We start from the raw sequence: 17,174 nt of genomic DNA, 5'->3' as shown, positions 1-17,174 counted from the left end.
GAACGCCCATGAACATCCTCACCCGCCTGCTGCTGATCGCCTGCCTCGCCTTGCCGCTGGCCGCCTGCAAGAAGGAGGAGGCGGCCGCCCCGGTCGAGAAGCCGCCCGTCGCGGTGCCCACCAGCGACGACCCGACCGCGTGGCAGGAGTACGCCACCGACGTGATCCGCCGCAACATGGATGGCGTCAACGCCAGCCCGTACGTGTACTTCCTGCCCGGCGAGAGCACCCAGGACTTCCAGGGCGAGTACGACCGCCTGCTCGAGAAGCTCGAGGGCGACCTGGCGCGCGGCATCCTCGAGGGCAACATGCTCGCCTTCGTCTCGCCGGCCTCGGGCAAGATGGCCGATCTGGTGATCGCGGCCTTCGGCAAGGTGGACGGCGGTTCGCTGAAGGGCGTGAAGGTGCTGTTCATCGGCAGCGCCGCCGACAACGCCCGGGTCGAGGCGGCGGTGACGCCGTCGGGCGCGAACTACAAGTTCGTCGAGGCCAGGTAAGCGCAAGGCCTCGCCCCCATCCCACCCTCCCCCGCGCACGGGGGAGGGAGCGGTCATGTCGCTGAAGATCAACGAACTCTGCGTCAACTGCGACGTCTGCGAACCGGTCTGCCCGAACAAGGCGATCTCGCAGGGCGAAACCATTTACGTGATAGACCCGGCGCGCTGCACCGAGTGCGTCGGCCACTACGACGAACCGCAATGCGTCGTGGTCTGCCCGGTCGAGTGCATCGAGAAGGATCCGGACCACCCGGAGACCGAAGCGGACCTGCTGGCCAAGCTGCGCCGGCTGCAGGAGAACGACTGATGCGAGCGATGTCCTGGCTGCGCGCGCTGCTGCTGACGGCGCTGCTGCTGCCCGTCCTGTCCGTCCGCGCCGACGAGCCGCCGCGGCGCGAGACGCCTCCCGGCGCGGCGGTCGCCAGCGCCCACGCGCTCGCCACCGAGGCAGGATTCGAGGCCCTGCGCGCCGGCGGCAACGCCTTCGACGCCGCGGTGGCGGTGTCGGCCGCGCTGTCGGTGGTCGAGCCGATCAGCTCCGGCATCGGCGGCGGCGGGTTCTTCCTGCTGCACGACGCGAAGACCGGGCGCGACGTGTTCGTGGACGCGCGCGAGACCGCGCCCGCCGCGGCCACGCCGCAGGCCTACCTCGACGCCAACGGCGAACTCGACCGCGACCGCGCCACCAACGGCCCGTGGTCGGCCGGCATCCCCGCCCTGCCCGCGGCGCTGGTGCACCTGGCGGAGAAGTACGGCCGCCTGCCGCTGCGCACCACGCTCGCGCCGGCGATCCGGCTCGCACGGGAAGGGTTCCCCGTGTACGCACGGCTGGAGAAGGGCTATGCCTCCCGGCGCGAGGTGATGGAGCGCTACCGCGGCACGCGCGCGGTGTTCCTGGCCGACGGCGACCCGCCGCAGGAAGGCGAGATCCTGAAGCAGCCGGACCTGGCACGCACCCTGGAGCGGCTGGCGGCGATGGGCTTCGAAGGCTTCTACCGCGGCGAGACCGCGCGCCGTCTGCTCGCGGGCGTGCGCGCCGAGGGCGGCCGCTGGACCGCGCACGAGCTGGCCGGCTACCGCGTGGTCGAGCGCGAACCGCTACGGTTCCGCTACCGCGGCTGGGAGGTCGTCACCGCGCCGCCGCCGTCCTCGGGCGGGGTGGCGCTGGCGCAGATGCTGCAGATCCTGGAAGGCTGGGACCTGTCCAGACTCGAACCCGCGCAGCGCACGCACCTGGTCGTCGAGGCGATGCGCCGCGCCTACCGCGACCGCACCATCTACCTCGGCGACCCCGATTTCGTGCGCATGCCGCTGGCGCGCCTGACCAGCCCCGACTACGCCGCCGGGCTGCGCGCCGGCATCCATCCCGAGCGCGCCACGCCCAGCGCGCTGCTGCCGGCCGTGCCGGCGCCGCTGGAGGACGAGGACACCACTCATTTCTCGATCATTGACGCCGAGGGCAACCGCGTTTCCGCCACCCAGACGGTGAACCTGCTGTACGGCTCGGGCATGGTGGTGCCCGGCACCGGGGTGCTGCTCAACAACGAGATGGACGATTTCGCGCTGCGTCCGGGCACGCCCAATGCGTTCGGGGTGATGGGGTTTGCCGCCAACGCGCCGGCGCCGGGCAAGCGCATGCTCAGCTCGATGACGCCGACCTTCCTGCTCTCCGACGACAAGGCGATCGCGGTCGGCGCGCCGGGCGGCAGCCGCATCATCACCCAGGTGCTGCTCGCGATCCTGGCCTACGACGCCGGGCTGTCGCCGCAGCAGGTCGCTGCGTTGCCGCGCTTCCACCACCAGTGGCTGCCCGACGCCATTTCCGCCGAGGCCGGCGCGCTCGACCCCGCCACGGTCGCCGCGCTGCAGGCGATGGGCCATACCGTCAACGCGGGCGAGGCCAACTGGGGCAACCTGCAGACCGTGCAGTGGGACCGCCGCGCCGGCACGCTGTCCGGCGGCACCGACCCGCGCAATCCGGTGGGCAAGGCGGCGGTGCTGCCCGCGCCCGCCCTGACGTCGCCTTGAACCGCAGCCGGATACCTTCCCGCCATGAAACTCTGGTCCATCCTCGGCAACTCGCAGAAGCTCGACGGCGGGGCGATGTACGGCAACGTGCCGCGGGCGCTGTGGGCGAAGTGGTCGCCGCCGGACGAGCACAACCGCATCGCGCTGGCCTGCCGCGCGCTGCTGGCCAGCCCGCTGCACGGCAAGACCGTGCTGTTCGAGACCGGCATCGGCGCGTTCTTCGAACCGAGGCTGCGCGAGCGCTACGGCGTGGTCGAGGACCGGCACGTGCTGCTCGATTCGCTGCGCGCGGCCGGCTTCTCGCACGAGGACGTGGACGTGGTGGTGCTCTCGCACCTGCACTTCGACCACGCCGGCGGCCTGCTCGCGCCGTGGCGGGAAGGGCATCCGCCCGAACTGCTGTTCCCGAACGCGACCTTCCTGGTCAGCGAAGCCTGCTGGGAGCGTGCGCGCGACCCGCATCCGCGCGACCGCGCCAGCTTCATCCCGGAACTGCCCGCGCTGCTCGAGCGCAGCGGCCGGCTCGAACTGGTGGACGGGGAGTACTCGCAGGCGCTCGGTCGCAGCGTGCGCTTCCACTACAGCGATGGGCACACCCCGGGCCTGATGCTGGCCGAGATCCTCGGCCCGGAGCTGGTGGACGGCGAGCATCACGGCGGCGTGGTGTTCTGCGCCGACCTGATCCCCGGCCGGCCATGGGTGCACCTGCCGGTCACCATGGGCTACGACCGCAACCCCGAGCTGCTGATCGACGAGAAGCGCGAGTTCCTCGAGGACAAGCTGCGGCGCAACGTGCACCTGTTCTTCACCCACGACCCCGAATGCGCGCTGGCGCAGGTCGTGCGCGACGACAAGGGCCGTTTCGGCACTGCCCACGAGGTGCCCGAACTGCGCGCACGCCGGCTCGCGGCATGAGGCGCGCGCTGGCGCTCGCGGTCCTGCTCGCGGCCCCCGGCATCGGGCACGGGCTGGCGCAGACGACGCCGGCGGACGCGGCGCCACAGGGCGAGCCCCGCAGCGACGCGGTGCTGCGCGACCCGGAGTTCGGCGTGGCCACGCGCCAGTTCGGCCTCGAGCGCCGGGTGGAGATGTACCAGTGGCGGCGCGCCGACGGCGGCTATGCGAAGGCGTGGAGCGCCGAGCCGGTGGATTCGGCCGGCTTCGCGCCCGGTTACGAGAACCCGCCGTTCCCGTTGCGCTCGCAGCGCTGGATCGCGCACGGCGTCACCCTCGACGGCCATGCGCTCGATCCCGCGACGCTCGAGGCGGTGGGCGCGTGGCGCACGTTCCGCCCGAATTTCTCGCGCCTGCCCGGCAACCTGCTGGCCACCTTCCAGCCGGAGGGCGACGGCCTGGGCACCGCCGACAATCCGCTCGCGCCGGAGATCGGCGACCTGCGCATCGGCTGGCGCGAACTGGTGCTGCCGCCGCTGCAGGGCAGGGTGGTGTTGCGTGAGGGCCGCTGGGTGCCGGTGCCCGGCGCGCTGGCCGCCGGCGAGGCGAACGATCCTGCCGCCACGGCCACCGGCACGGGCCTGCGCTGGCTGCTGACGGCGACGGCGCTGCTGGCGTTCGCCGCGCTGGCGCTGTGGGGGTGGCGGCGTCGGCGTCGTGGCGGCTGAACGGCGCGCGACGTGCATGAATGCGTCGGCGGGGTGACCGCTCCCCGCCGGCCGTGGCGTTGCCAAGGGGCAGGCGACGATGGAGGCGGCGATGTCCAATCCTGCCGAAACCTACGAACGCGAACTGGTGCCGGTGCTGTTCGCACCCTGGGCGCCCTCCCTGCTGGATCTGGCCGCGTTGCGGCCCGGCGAGCGGGTGCTGGATCTGGCCTGCGGCACCGGCATCGTCGCCCGCGGCGCGCTGGCCCGCATCGGTGCCGGCGGACGGGTGAGCGGCGTGGACATGAATCCGGCGATGCTGGCCGTGGCGCGTACGCTCGATGGCGCCGACGCGATCGAGTGGCACGAGGGGCGCATGGAGGCGCTGCCGTTCGACGACGGCACGTTCGACGCGGTGCTGTGCCAGCACGGCCTGCAGTTCTCGCCCGAGCGGCCCCGCGCCGTGGCCGAGATGCACCGCGTGCTGGACGAGGGCGGACGTGTGGCGATCGCGGTCTGGCAGGGCCTCGACCGGCATCCGTTCTTCGCGCGGTTCAACGAGCTCCTGGAGCGGCATCTGGGCATCCCGGCGTTCACCGCGCCCTTCAGCCTGGGGGATGCGGACGAGCTGCGGGGATTGCTGGAGACGGCGGGGTTCCGCGACGTCGCGATCGCGGCGGCGGAACGGCCGGTGCGGTTCCCGAACCCGGATGGCTACGTGGCGATGCAGGTGGATGCGATCGCGGCGGCGATCCCGGCGACCCAGCACCTCGACGCCGCCGCGCGCGCAGCGCTGGCCGCCGCGATCGGCGGCGAATTCCGTCCGGTGATCGATGCGGCCGTGCAATCCGGCCACATCGTGGTGCCGATGCACGCCTGGCTGGCGCGCGCGGTCCGCTGAAAGCGCCGGGGCGGCGATGCGCCCCGGCGGCGACGCTCAGGCCGCGGCGGCCTGCTGCTGGCGCGGGCCTTCGAGCAGGGCGCGGCGGACCATGCCGACCAGCAGGTCGAGCTCTTCCGACGTGATCGCGAAGTGCGGGGTGAAGCGCAGCGAGTTCTCGCCGCCGTGGATCACGCCGATGCCGCGCTCGCGCATCCATTCCTCGGTGGAGCCGGCGCCGTAGCACTTGAACTGGCGCGAGAGCTCGCACGAGAACAGCAGGCCGGTGCCCTGGACCTTGACGATCAGCCCGCCGAGCTCGGCCTTGAGCTTCTCCAGCTTCTCGACCGCCTCGCGGCCGCGCTCGCGGATGTTGGCGCGCAGCTCGGGGGTGAGCTGGGCCAGCACCGCACAGGCGACCTCGAGCGCGCGCGGGTTGGTGGTCATGGTGTTGCCGTACACGCCCTTGCGGTACAGGCCGGCGGTGTGCTCGGTCACGGCCAGCACGCTGAGCGGGTACTGGCCGGCGTTGAGCGCCTTGGAGTAGGTCTCCATGTCCGGCGCCTCGATGCCCTCGAAGCCGGGGTAGTCCACGATCGAGAGCACGCCCTGCGCGCGCAGGCCGGCCTGGATCGAATCCACCAGCAGCAGCGCGCCGTGCGCCCGGGTCAGCTCGCGCGCGGCGTCGTAGAACGCGCGCGGCACGCTGCGGCCCGGGTCGCCTTCGCCCATCACCGGCTCCAGGAACATGGCCTCGATGAACCAGCCGTTGGCCTCGGCGTCGGCGAAGGCCTGGCGCAGCGCGGCGATGTCGTAGGGCTCGACCGCGAGCAGGCTGTCCTCGCCGCGGAAGCTGGCCAGGTGCTGCAGGTAGGTCTTGCGGGTGGAGTCGGAATACAGCGCCGGGCGCTCGGTGCGGCCGTGGAAGCTGCCCTTGACCACCAGGCGCTTGATCGTGCGCCCGGCGTGGCGGCCGCCGGCGTCGGTCATCAGCCGGGCGTTGACGTCCACGATGCGCGCGGCGAGCGACACCGCCTCCGAGCCGGAGTTCAGGCACAGGAACTTGCTGAACGGGCAGGCGCCGCGGGTGTGCCCGACTTCCCTGCGCATGGCGCGGTCGAAGCGCAGCTGCGCCAGGTTGGGGGTCATGATGTTGGCCATCACCTGCGGCCGCGCCATCGCCTCGAGCACCGCCTTGGGCGTGTGGCCGAAGCCGAGCATGCCGTAGCCGCCGGAGTCGTGCAGGACCGCGCCCTTGAGGGTCACGATCCACGGCCCGCGCGCGGCCAGCGCGACGTACGGGTTGACCGTGTCCTCGGAATAGAAGTTGACGTAGCCGGCCTGCACCACGCGCGCCTGCTCGGCCTCGTCCAGGTCGAGCAGTTCGGGCAGTTCGGCGCGCACGCGCGCGTACTCGGCGGCCGCGGCCTCGATCGCCTCGGGCAGCTCCGGGTAGCGGGCGGCCAAGCGCAGCACGGTGGCGTCGTCCAGGCCGGTGGTGCGGCGCGTGCCGGCGTGGGCGCGCAGGGGGGCGAGCGTGTCGAGCAGGGTCATGGCGGCTCCCGACGCGGGGAAAACAAAAAATGCGCGACAACACGCCGCGCATCCGCGCTTTCCCCAGTACTTTCAAAGGGTTGTGCGATTTTACCACGCCGCCTCCGGCGGCAGTACCCCCGCCGGCAGGTACACTTTGCGCCCCTCGTGCGGCCACGGCCGCGTTTCGCCCCGGCGGCGCGGCCGCCGGGGCTGGATCATCCTTTGAAAAAGAGCGACTTCCACTACGACCTGCCGCCGGAGCTGATCGCCCAGGCGCCGCTGCCGGAGCGCTCGGCCAGCCGCCTGCTGGTGGTGCCGCCGGCGCCGGCGCCGTTCGCCGACCGGCGCATGCGCGAGCTGCCGGAGCTGCTCGCGCCGGGCGACCTGCTGGTGTTCAACGACACCCGGGTGATCCCGGCGCGGCTGTACGGACGCAAGGCCAGCGGCGGGGCGGTGGAGATCCTGATCGAGCGCCTGCTCGGCGGGAACGAGGCGCGGGCCCAGATCGGCGCCAGCAAGGCGCCCAGGCCCGGCAGCCGGATCGCGCTCGAGGCCGGCGGCGAGGCCGAGGTGCTGGGGCGCGAGGGCGGCTTCTACCACCTGCGTTTCCACGTGCCGGAGGCGTTCGACGCGTGGCTGGCGCGGGCCGGGCACATGCCGCTGCCGCCGTACATCCAGCGCGAGGCGGGGGAGGCCGACGCCGAGCGCTACCAGACCGTGTTCGCGCGCGAGCCGGGCGCGGTGGCGGCGCCGACCGCGGGCCTGCACTTCGACCAGCCGCTGCTGGACGCGCTGGCCGCGCGCGGGGTGGAGTTCGGCCGGCTGACCCTGCACGTCGGCGCCGGCACCTTCCAGCCGGTGCGCGAGGAGGAGGTCAGCCGCCACCGCATGCACAGCGAGTGGTTCAACGTCGGCGCCGCGCTGGTCGAGCAGGTGCGGGCCGCGCGCGCGCGCGGCGGCCGCGTGGTCGCGGTCGGCACCACCGTGGTGCGCGCGCTGGAATCCGCGCTCGATGATGGCGGGCTGCGTCCCTATGCCGGCGAGACCTCGATCTTCATCGTGCCCGGCTACCGCATCCGCAGCGTGGACGCGCTGATCACCAACTTCCACCTGCCGGAGAGCACGCTGCTGATGCTGGTCTCGGCCTTCGCCGGGCGCGAGCGCATCCTGGCCGCCTATGCGCACGCGGTGCGCGCGCGCTACCGGTTCTATTCCTACGGCGATGCGATGCTGCTCTGGCCGGAGGCTGCGGCATGAGCCGGATGTCGTTCCGGCTGCTCGCCACCGACGGCGCCGCGCGCCGCGGCCGGCTGACCTTCCCGCGCGGCACGGTGGAGACGCCGGCGTTCATGCCGGTGGGCACCTACGGCTCGGTCAAGGGCGTGCTGCCGGAGCAGCTGCGCGAACTCGGCGCCGAGATCATCCTCGGCAACACCTTCCACCTGTACCTGCGCCCGGGCCTGGAGGTGATCGCGGCGCATGGCGGGCTGCACGGCTTCGCGCGCTGGGACGGGCCGATCCTGACCGACTCGGGCGGGTTCCAGGTGTTCTCGCTGGCGCACCGCCGCCGGATCACCGAGGCCGGCGTGACCTTCCAGGCGCCCACCGACGGCTCGACCGTGTTCCTCGGGCCCGAGGAGAGCATGCGCATCCAGCGCGTGCTGGACGCCGACATCGTGATGATCTTCGACGAGTGCACGCCGTACCCGGCCAGCGAGGAGACGGCGCGGCGCTCGATGGAGCTGTCGCTGCGCTGGGCCGAGCGCAGCCGGCGCGCGCACGAGGGCAACGACGCGGCCCTGTTCGGCATCGTCCAGGGCGGGGTGTACCGCGACCTGCGCACGCGCTCGGCGGAGGGGCTGCAGGCGATCGGCTTCGACGGCTACGCGATCGGCGGGCTCGCGGTCGGCGAGCCGGAGGCCGAGCGCAACGCGATGCTCGAGCACACCGTGCCGCAGCTGCCGGCCGACCGCCCGCGCTACCTGATGGGCGTGGGCCGGCCGGAGGACCTGGTGGAAGCGGTGGCGCGCGGGGTGGACATGTTCGACTGCGTGATGCCGACCCGCAACGCGCGCAACGGCCACTACTTCACCTCCACCGGCACGGTGCGGATCCGCAACGCGCAGTACGAGCGCGACCTGCGCCCGATCGAGGAGGGCTGCGGCTGCTACGCCTGCCGCCACGGCTACACCCGCGCCTACCTGCGCCACCTCGACCGCTGCAACGAGATCCTGGCCCCGATCCTGGGCACCCTGCACAACCTCTGGCACTACCAGCGGCTGATGGCGCGGATGCGCGAGGCGATCGCGCAGGGGCGGTTCGCCGAGTTCCGCGCGGCGTTCCATGCGGCGCGGCAGGCCCCGGCCCCGGCCGGCGCGGGGGCGGGGGCGGGGTGAGGGGCACGGCCTTGAAAGGCCCGGCCCCGGCCCGCATGGCATAATCCCCGGCTGTTTTCCGCCGATACGGACTTGCCGCATGAACCTGCTCGACCTGCTGATCGCCCCCGCCTACGCCCAATCCGCCCCGGCGCAGGCCGCGCCCAGCATGCTCTCGACCCTGCTGTTCCCGATCCTGCTGATCGCGATCATGTACTTCCTCATGATCCGGCCGCAGATGAAGCGGGCCAAGGAACACCGGGCGATGCTCGAGAAGCTGGCCCGCGGCGACGAGGTCATCACCAACGGCGGCATCGCCGGCGTGGTCAGCGAGATCGGCGAGAGTTTCGTCAGCGTCGAGATCGCCAACGGCGTGCAGGTGCGCGTGCAGAAGGGCGCGATCGCCAACGTGCTGCCCAAGGGCACGCTGAAGTCGGCCTGAGCGCCGGCCTTTCCATCTAGCGAGCGCCGGACGCGCGGCCGGCGCAGGGGTTCACGATGCTCGAATATGCCCGCTGGAAGTACGCCGTCCTGCTGATCGTGCTGTTGCTCAGCACGCTGTACGCACTGCCCAACGTGTTCCCGCAGGATCCCTCGGTGCAGGTCACCGCCAACCGCGGCATGCAGGTGGACGCGGCGCTGGAGAAGCGGGTGGAGGACCTGCTGCGCCAGGCGAAGGTGCCGGTGAAGTCGGTCGAGATCGTCAAGGGCGGCAACCTGCTGGTGCGCATCCCGAGCCCGGAGGCGCAGACCCGGGCCGCCGACACCTTGCGCGAGGCCCTCGGCAGCGGCTACGTGGTGGCGCTGAACCTGGCCTCCACCGTGCCGGACTGGCTGGCCGCGATCGGCGGCAAGCCCATGTTCCTGGGCCTGGACCTGCGCGGCGGCGTGCACTTCCTGATGGAGGTGGACAAGCAGGCCGCGGTCGCCAAGCGCTACGACTCGGTCATGGAGTCGCTGCGCGGCCTGCTGCGCGAGAACCGCGTGGTGTACGAGTCGGTCGAGCGCCGCGCCGACGGCGCGGTGGTGGTGACCCTGGCGCCGAGCGCCGATGCCGCCAAGGCGCAGGCGCTGATCGCCGCCGAGCAGCCCGCGCTGCAGATGGAGGCCGCCGGCAACCGTATCGTCCTGCGCATCCCGCAGGAGGAGCTGGACAAGGCCGCGCGCGAGGCGATCGAACAGAACATCGGCACCTTGCGCAACCGCATCAACGAGCTGGGCGTGGCCGAGCCGATCATCCAGCGCCAGGGCAGCGACCGGGTGGTGGTGCAGCTGCCCGGCATCCAGGACACGGCGCAGGCCAAGCGCATCCTCGGCGCCACCGCCACGCTCGAGTTCCGCGGCGTGTACGAGGACGGCAACCCCTACGACGCGCTCGCCACCGGCAGCGTGCCGCCCGACGCCAAGCTCTACTTCCGCAAGGAGCTCGGCCCCGACGGCAAGCCGATCCCGGTGCTGCTGAAGAAGCGCGTGATCGTCTCCGGCGAGCAGCTCGAGGGCGCCACCTCCGGCCGCGCCCAGGACGACGGCTCGCCGGCGGTGTTCATCCAGCTCAACAGCGCCGGCGGCCAGCGCATGTTCGACTACTCGAGCGAGAACGTCGGCAAGGGCCTTGCCGTGGTGTTCATCGAGCGCATCCCCGAAGTGAAGATGGTGGACGGGCGCGAGGTGCGCACCACCCGCATCAGCGAACAGGTGATCTCGATCGCCACCATCCGCGAGCCGCTTGGCCGCAACTTCCAGACCTCCGGCCTGGACAGCCCGAAGGAAGCCGCCGACCTGGCCCTGCTGCTGCGCGCCGGCGCGCTGGCCGCCCCGATGGACTTCGTCGAGGAGCGGATCGTCGGCCCCAGCCTGGGCGCCGAGAACATCGAGCGCGGCCTGACCGCGGTGCAGTACTCGTTCGCCTTCGCGCTGGTGTTCTTCCTGGTGTACTACCGCATGTTCGGCGTCATCACCTGCCTGGCGCTGCTGCTGAATCTGCTGATGGTGGTGGCGCTGATGTCGCTGCTCGGCTTCACCCTGACCCTGCCGGGCCTGGCCGGCATCGCCCTGACCGTGGGCATGTCGGTGGACGCCAACGTGCTGATCAACGAGCGCATCCGCGAGGAGCTGCGTGCCGGCATGCCGCCGCTGGCGGCCATCGCCACCGGCTACGACAAGGCCTCCGGCACCATCGCCGACGCCAACATCACCGCGCTGCTGGCCGGCGTGGCCCTGTTCGCGTTCGGCACCGGCCCGCTGAAGGGCTTCGCCGTGGCCCTGATCCTCGGCATCCTGACCTCGATGTACACGGCGGTCTCGGCCTCGCGCGGCATCGCCACCCTGGTCTACGGCCGCCGCCGCAAGCTGAAGTCCATCGCGATCTGAGGGAGCATCGGACATGAAACCGTTCAACGTGTTCCCCTACGACAGCAGCTTCGACTTCATGCGGCTGCGCTGGGCGTCGCTGGTGGTGGCGGCGCTGCTGATGTTCGTCGCGATCGGGGCGATGGTCGGCAAGGGCTTCAACTTCGCCCTGGACTTCACCGGCGGCACCGTGACCGAGCTCAAGTTCGAGCGCCCGGTGGACGTGGACGACGTGCGCGCGCGGCTGGCCGCGGCCGGCTACGAGGGCGCGCAGGTGCAGACCTTCGGCTCCGGCAACGACCTGCTGATCCGCCTGCAGCCGAAGGAAGGCGAGGGTGCGGGACAGGTGGCGCAGACCGCCGACGCCGTGCTGCGCGCGGCCTCGACCCCGGACAACCCCGGGCAGATCGTCAAGAGCGACTTCGTCGGTCCGCAGATCGGCGAGGAACTGGCCTGGAACGGCCTGTACGCCCTGCTGTTCGTGATCGTCGGCTTCCTGGTCTACATCTCGTTCCGGTTCGAGTGGAAGTTCGCGGTCGCGGCGATCATCACCACCCTGCACGACGTCGTGGTCGTCGCGGGCTGGTTCGCGCTCAGCGGCCACGAGTTCGACCTGACCGTGCTGGCGGGCGTGCTGTCGGTGATGGGCTACTCGATCAACGACACGATCGTGGTGTTCGACCGCGTGCGCGAGAACTTCCGCATCCTGCGTGCCGAGCCGCGCGAGGTGCTGAACCGCTCGATCAACCAGACCCTGTCGCGCACGGTGATCACCTCGTTCGTGGCGCTGCTGACCGTACTGGCGCTGTACCTGTACGGCGGCGGCTCGCTGCGCGGCATGGCCGAGTCGCAGATGATCGGCATCATCGTCGGCACCCTGTCCTCGATCTTCGTCGCCTGCCCGCTGCTGCTGTGGCTGGGCGTGAGCAAGCAGGACCTGATGCCGAAGGCGCGCGACGAGGCGGCGCTGGCGCGGCGCCCCTGAGCGCCGCACCCGCCCCTCCATGCAAGGGGGGCGGGTTTCCGCCGGAAACGGGCGCTCAGTCGAAGGCCGCGGCGTAGCCCGAGGCCACGATCGCCTTCTGCAGGGCCTGACTGAGCTTGACGTTGCCGGCCACGAGCTGGCGGCTGGCGATGCCGCGCGCGTCCACCGGGCCGGTGGCGGCGCCGCGGAAGTCGCACACCCGGCCGCCGGCCTCGCGCACCAGCAGCATGCCGGCGGCGATGTCCCACGGCTTCACCCCGGCCTCGAAGTAGCCGTCGGTGCGGCCGCAGGCGACGTAGGCCAGGTCGAGTGCGGCCGAGCCGGTGCGGCGGATGTCCTCGGCCTCGCGCAGCAGCTCGCGGATGCACTCGAGCTGGGCGCCGGCGCGCGCGCGCTCGCGCGGCGGGAAGCCGGTGGTCAGCACCGCCCCGGACAGGTCCTTGCGCTCGGCCACGCGGATGCGCTTGTCGTTGAGCACCGCGCCGCTGCCGCGGCTGGCGGTGAACAGCTCGTTGCGCAGCGGGTCGAAGATCACCCCGTGCTGCGGCTCGCCGTTCTCCACCAGCGCGATCGAGACGCACCAGTGCGGGAAGCCGCGCAGGTAGTTGCTGGTGCCGTCCAGCGGGTCAATGACGAAGGTCGCGCGGCCCTTGCCCGAGGCGCCGCTCTCCTCGCCGAGGATCGCGCAGTCGGGCATGGCGCGCTTGAGCTCGCGCACGATCTCGGCCTCGGCCAGCCCGTCCACCTCGCTGGCGTAGTCGAGCCGGTCCTTCTCCACGACGTTGAGCGCGTCGAGCCGGTGCAGGTGCCGCAGCAGCACGTTGCCGGCGGCCCGGGCGGCCTTGACCATGATCGTGACGGCAGGCTTTTGCATACGCGGCGGGACTCCGTGCGCGGTCGGGGAGGGCGGGGGAAAAGAACGGACCCGGCGCGGCGGCCGGGCGGCGGAGTTTAACATTCGCGCATGCAGACCGATCCTTCCGCCCGCGCCGCGCGGGTCCGCATCGTCCTGGTGGGCACCCAGCATCCCGGCAACGTCGGCGCCGCGGCGCGGGCGATGAAGACCATGGGCCTGCGCTCGCTGGTGCTGGTGGCGCCGGAATGCGACCCGCAGGGCGAGCGCGACGCGCTGGCAATGGCGGCCGGCGCCGATGACCTGATCGCCGCCGCCCCCGTCCACGCCGACCTGGCCGCGGCGGTGGCCGACTGCCGGCTGGTGCTCGGCTGCACCGCCCGCGCGCGTCGGGTCCAGCTCGAGGAACTGACCCCGCGCGAGGCCGCGGCGCGGGCCTGGGACGCTGCCGTCCACGGCGAAGTGGCGCTGGTCTTCGGCCGTGAGCGCACCGGGCTGGAGAACGAGGAACTGCAGCTGTGCCACGCCGCGGTGCACATCCCGTCCGACCCGGCCTTCCCTTCGCTCAACCTCGCCGCCGCGGTGCAGGTGCTCGCCTACGAGGTCCGGCTGGCCGCGCTCGGCCTGGCCGGCGCGCCCGCCATGGAAGGACCTTGGCAGCGCCCCGACGTCGCCCCCCACGTCGAGCTGGAGGGACTGTTCGCGCACCTGGCCGAGGCCCTGGACGCGATCGACTTCCACAAGGGGCGCGACCCGACCTCGGTGTTGCGCAAGCTGCGCCGGCTGTACCTGCGGGCCCAGCTCGACAGCCGCGAGGTGCGCCTGCTGCGCGGGATCCTGGCCGACACCGAGCGCATGGCCCGGCTGGCCGGGCGGGGTTGAGCCGGGCGCGCGGGCGGTCGCGGCGCGGGCGCCTTTAGGCTAGGCTCGCGACTGCGCCTCGTTCCCGACTCCTGGACTCCCGCTTGGCCCCGCTCCGTCGTCTGCTCGCGCTGGTGTTCGGTCTGGCCACGGCGATCGTCCTCCTTTCCGTCCACGCGGCCGGTCCCGAGGCGACGGCCGACGACCGGCATGTGCTGGTGCTGGGCCGGATCAGCGACGACCCCAAGACCCACTACGAACAGCTCAAGCCGCTGTTGGACTACGTGGTGCCGCGGATGGCCGACGTGGGCATCCGCGAGGGACGGATCCTGATGGCGCGCGACGCGCAGCAGATGTCGAGCTACCTGCGCCGCGGGCGGGTGGACTGGATCACCGAGACCGCCGGCACCGGCATGGTGCTGCAGCAGCGCGCCGGGGCGCGGCCGCTGCTGCTGACCGAGCGCGACGGGGTGAGCCGCTACAGCACCCTGTTCTTCGCCCGGCGCGACAGCGGCATCCGCTCGCTGGCCGACCTGCGCGGGCGCAAGGTCGCGTTCCAGAACCCGTACTCGACCAGCGCGTATTACGTGCCCGCCGCCGAGCTGCTGGGGACGGGGCTGCCGCTGGAGATCCTGCTCTCGCCGATGGACCATCCGTCCCCGGACGCGGTCGGCTACCTGTTCGCGCGCACCGAGCTCAACATCGCCACCTGGGTGCACAAGCGCCTGGTGGATGCGGGCGTGATGAGCAACCTCGACTGGAACAACCCGCAGCGCATGCCGCCCGCGTTCCGCGACGACCTGGTGATCGTCGGCCGCACTCCGCCCTATCCGCGCGCGCTGGAACTGGTGCGCGGCGACCTGGACCCGAAGGTGGAAGCGCGCCTGCGCGAGGTGCTGATCGAGGCGGCCGCAGACCCCGACGCGCGCGAGCCGCTGCTGCGGTTCTTCCAGACCACCCGCTTCCTGCCCATCGACCCCTCCGCCCAGCACGCGCTCGACCACATCGGACGCGGCGTGCAGCGGATCCGCGCGGAGGTCGAATGAAGCTGCGCTTCGGGCTGCAGGCCAAGTTCCTGCTGGCCATGGCCGCGGTGATGCTGGTCGTGCTGACCCTGTTCGCGCTGGTATGGCAACGGCAGCAGGCGATGCAGCGCGAGGTAGTCACGCTCGGCCGTGAAGCGATGCATTCGCTGGTGTTCGAGCGCGTGCGCGACCGCGGCGAGACGTCCGTGGCGCAGCTCGCCGACGCGCTGGCGAATCCGCTGTACTACTTCGACCTGGACGCGATCGGCACCATCGTCCGCAACGCGATGCGGCAGCCGGACGTGAGCTACGTGCTGGTGTTCGACCCGCAGGGGCGGATCCTGCACGACGGTTCCGGCGACATCCCGACCTACGGCCAGCCGATGTCCGATGCGTTCGCGTTCGAGGCGATCGCCGCGCGTGCGCCATACGCGCAGGTGTCGGACGAGATGGTGGACGTGGCCGCGCCGATCATGCTCGGCGACCAGCGCCTGGGCGGGGTGCGGGTGGGCTATTCGCTGGCCTCGGTGCGCGCCGACGGCGAGCGCGCCAGCGAGGACATGCGCGCGCGCCTGGACGAGATCGGCCGCCGCCACCTCGCAGTGCTGGCGCTGCTCAGCACCGGCCTGCTCGCGCTCGGGCTGGGCGTGGTCTGGCTGGTGCAGCGCGAACTGGTGCGGCCGATCCGGCTGCTCGCCGACGCCGCGCGCGAGATCGAGTCCGGCAACTTCGACACCGACACTCCGGCGAGCACGCGCCAGGACGAGGTCGGCGACCTGGTGCGCGCGTTCGGGCGCATGAGCCACAGCGTGGCCCGCCACGACCGCGACATCCGGCGCATGGCCTACAACGACGCGCTGACCGGGCTGAGCAACCGGCTCGCGTTCCGCGAGAGCCTGGACCGCACCCTGCTCGAGCTGCGCGGCGCCGGCCGCCAGTTGGCGCTGCTGTTCGCCGACATCGACGACTTCAAGCGCGTCAACGACACCCTCGGCCACGACGCCGGCGACGACGTGCTGGTGCAGTTCGCCGCGCGCATCCGCGAGACGGTCGAGCGCATCGGCGGGCCGGACGCGCTGCTGGCGCGCTTCGGCGGCGACGAGTTCGTGATCCTGCTGCAGGGGCCGCCGCAGGGCGACGTGCGTGCGGCGGCGAGCCACCTCGCCGAGACCCTGGTGGCCGAACTCAGCCGGCCGATCGTGGTCCACGACCGGCAGGTGTTCCTCGGCACCTCGATCGGCATCACCCTGTTCCCGGAGGACGCTTCCAGCTCGACGATGCTGATGAAGAACGGCGATATCGCCATGTACCAGGCGAAGGTTGCCGGCAAGAACTGCTACCGCTTCTACAGCCGGGCGATGGACCAGGCGGTGGAGCGGCGGGTGCGCATGGAGCAGGACCTGCGCGGGGCCTGGGACCGCGGCGAGCTGAGCCTGGCCTACCAGCCGGTGTACCGGCTGTCCGACGGGGCCCTGGTCGGGGCCGAGGCGCTGCTGCGCTGGCGCCATCCCGAACACGGCATGATCGCGCCGTCGGTGTTCATCGACGTGGCCGAGCAGAGCGGGCTGATCGAGGTGCTGGGGCCGCAGGCGCTGCGCGCGGCCTGCGAGGACGCGATCCGCTGGCGCCGCGACTACCCGCGGGCGCACGAGCTGTTCGTGTCGGTCAACGTCTCGCCGCGCCAGTTGCGCAACACCGATCTGCCGAAGCTGGTGCAGGGCTGCCTGCGCGAGACGGGATTGCCGGCGGACTGCCTGCACCTGGAGCTGACCGAGACCGCGGTGATCGGCGACGAGCTGCATGTGCGCGGGCTGTTGGCGCAGTTGCGCGAGGCCGGGGTGAAGGTGTGGCTCGATGATTTCGGCACCGGGTTCTCCGGGCTGAGCCATCTGCGGCGGGTGCCGGTGGACGGGGTCAAGATAGACCGCAGCTTCATCGCCGACGTGCTGCGCGATCCGGACGATCTGGCGCTGACCACCGCGATCATCGCGATGGCGCATTCGCTGGGGATCACGGTGATCGCCGAGGGTGTGGAGAAGGAAGGGCAGTACGCGATCCTGCGCGAGCGCGGCTGCGACCTGGCCCAGGGCTACTGGCTCGGCCACCCGATCAACGCGCAGGACTTCCAGATGCTGCTCGGCTGAGTCGCCTTCACCGCTGGCGGTAGGGCGGGCGGTGTGATCG

Annotated in this window: 16 protein-coding genes; 14 read left to right on the top strand and 2 right to left on the bottom strand. The window is 71.9% G+C overall.

Annotation, left to right across the window (positions count from 1 at the left end):
- Positions 1–8 precede the first annotated feature (8 nt).
- From FPV26_RS01240 to FPV26_RS01215, 6 genes are all read left to right on the top strand, one after another.
- Positions 9–497, top strand: coding sequence for a hypothetical protein (locus FPV26_RS01240; protein ID WP_147651693.1), 489 nt, complete (start codon positions 9–11; stop codon positions 495–497).
- Positions 498–552: 55 nt separating this feature from the next.
- Positions 553–804 carry a YfhL family 4Fe-4S dicluster ferredoxin gene (locus FPV26_RS01235; protein ID WP_147651691.1) on the top strand — a complete coding sequence of 84 codons (252 nt, stop codon included), beginning with the start codon at positions 553–555 and terminating at the stop codon, positions 802–804.
- Positions 804–2,525, top strand: coding sequence for a gamma-glutamyltransferase (gene ggt / locus FPV26_RS01230; protein WP_147651689.1), 1,722 nt, complete (start codon positions 804–806; stop codon positions 2,523–2,525). The genes FPV26_RS01235 and ggt overlap by 1 nt, the downstream gene beginning before the upstream one ends.
- 24 nt (positions 2,526–2,549) lie before the next feature.
- Positions 2,550–3,440 carry an MBL fold metallo-hydrolase gene (locus tag FPV26_RS01225; protein WP_147651687.1) on the top strand — a complete coding sequence of 297 codons (891 nt, stop codon included), beginning with the start codon at positions 2,550–2,552 and terminating at the stop codon, positions 3,438–3,440.
- Positions 3,437–4,147, top strand: coding sequence for a TMEM43 family protein (locus FPV26_RS01220; RefSeq protein ID WP_181952526.1), 711 nt, complete (start codon positions 3,437–3,439; stop codon positions 4,145–4,147). Before FPV26_RS01225 ends, FPV26_RS01220 begins: the two co-directional genes overlap by 4 nt.
- A gap of 91 nt (positions 4,148–4,238) precedes the next feature.
- The gene (locus FPV26_RS01215) at positions 4,239–5,027 is read left to right on the top strand and encodes a class I SAM-dependent methyltransferase (RefSeq protein WP_181952525.1); all 789 of its coding nucleotides are present in this window, start codon (positions 4,239–4,241) and stop codon (positions 5,025–5,027) included.
- Between the two features lie 36 nt (positions 5,028–5,063).
- On the opposite strand, the gene FPV26_RS01210 is transcribed toward FPV26_RS01215, so the two are convergent.
- Positions 5,064–6,560, bottom strand: coding sequence for an aminotransferase class III-fold pyridoxal phosphate-dependent enzyme (locus FPV26_RS01210; protein WP_147651681.1), 1,497 nt, complete (start codon positions 6,558–6,560; stop codon positions 5,064–5,066).
- 204 nt (positions 6,561–6,764) lie between these two features.
- Between FPV26_RS01210 and queA the strand changes: the two genes are divergently transcribed.
- The 5 genes from queA (at position 6,765) to secF (ending at position 12,251) form a co-directional block, all read left to right on the top strand.
- Positions 6,765–7,799: a tRNA preQ1(34) S-adenosylmethionine ribosyltransferase-isomerase QueA gene (gene queA, locus FPV26_RS01205; RefSeq protein WP_147651678.1), complete on the top strand. Its 1,035-nt coding sequence runs from the start codon at positions 6,765–6,767 to the stop codon at positions 7,797–7,799.
- Positions 7,796–8,938, top strand: a complete 1,143-nt coding sequence (gene tgt, locus FPV26_RS01200) for a tRNA guanosine(34) transglycosylase Tgt (protein ID WP_147651676.1) — start codon at positions 7,796–7,798, stop codon at positions 8,936–8,938. Before queA ends, tgt begins: the two co-directional genes overlap by 4 nt.
- Before the next feature lie 79 nt (positions 8,939–9,017).
- Positions 9,018–9,359, top strand: coding sequence for a preprotein translocase subunit YajC (gene yajC, locus FPV26_RS01195; protein ID WP_147651674.1), 342 nt, complete (start codon positions 9,018–9,020; stop codon positions 9,357–9,359).
- 56 nt (positions 9,360–9,415) lie between these two features.
- Positions 9,416–11,287, top strand: a complete 1,872-nt coding sequence (gene secD, locus FPV26_RS01190; protein WP_147651672.1) for a protein translocase subunit SecD — start codon at positions 9,416–9,418, stop codon at positions 11,285–11,287.
- 13 nt (positions 11,288–11,300) lie between these two features.
- Positions 11,301–12,251, top strand: a complete 951-nt coding sequence (gene secF / locus FPV26_RS01185; protein WP_147651670.1) for a protein translocase subunit SecF — start codon at positions 11,301–11,303, stop codon at positions 12,249–12,251.
- 55 nt (positions 12,252–12,306) lie between these two features.
- On the opposite strand, the gene FPV26_RS01180 is transcribed toward secF, so the two are convergent.
- On the bottom strand, positions 12,307–13,125 hold the full coding sequence (locus FPV26_RS01180; protein ID WP_147651668.1) for an inositol monophosphatase family protein: 819 nt from the start codon (positions 13,123–13,125) through the stop codon (positions 12,307–12,309).
- Between the two features lie 90 nt (positions 13,126–13,215).
- Here FPV26_RS01180 and FPV26_RS01175 point away from each other — a divergent pair, with 90 nt between their 5' ends.
- The 3 genes from FPV26_RS01175 to FPV26_RS01165 all read left to right on the top strand — a co-directional run bounded on the left by FPV26_RS01175 (position 13,216) and on the right by FPV26_RS01165 (position 17,134).
- Complete coding sequence (locus FPV26_RS01175) at positions 13,216–13,986, top strand: RNA methyltransferase (protein ID WP_147651666.1); 771 nt, start codon at positions 13,216–13,218, stop codon at positions 13,984–13,986.
- A 101-nt stretch (positions 13,987–14,087) separates the two neighbouring features.
- The gene (locus tag FPV26_RS01170) at positions 14,088–15,011 is read left to right on the top strand and encodes a phosphate/phosphite/phosphonate ABC transporter substrate-binding protein (RefSeq protein WP_425473027.1); all 924 of its coding nucleotides are present in this window, start codon (positions 14,088–14,090) and stop codon (positions 15,009–15,011) included.
- Complete coding sequence (locus FPV26_RS01165; protein ID WP_147651662.1) at positions 15,008–17,134, top strand: putative bifunctional diguanylate cyclase/phosphodiesterase; 2,127 nt, start codon at positions 15,008–15,010, stop codon at positions 17,132–17,134. The genes FPV26_RS01170 and FPV26_RS01165 overlap by 4 nt, the downstream gene beginning before the upstream one ends.
- Positions 17,135–17,174 lie beyond the last annotated feature (40 nt).

The sequence above is a fragment of the Vulcaniibacterium gelatinicum genome, from assembly GCF_008033445.1.
Classification (GTDB): Bacteria; Pseudomonadota; Gammaproteobacteria; order Xanthomonadales; family Xanthomonadaceae; genus Vulcaniibacterium_B; species Vulcaniibacterium_B gelatinicum.
This window is presented reverse-complemented; position numbering and strand designations above follow the sequence as displayed.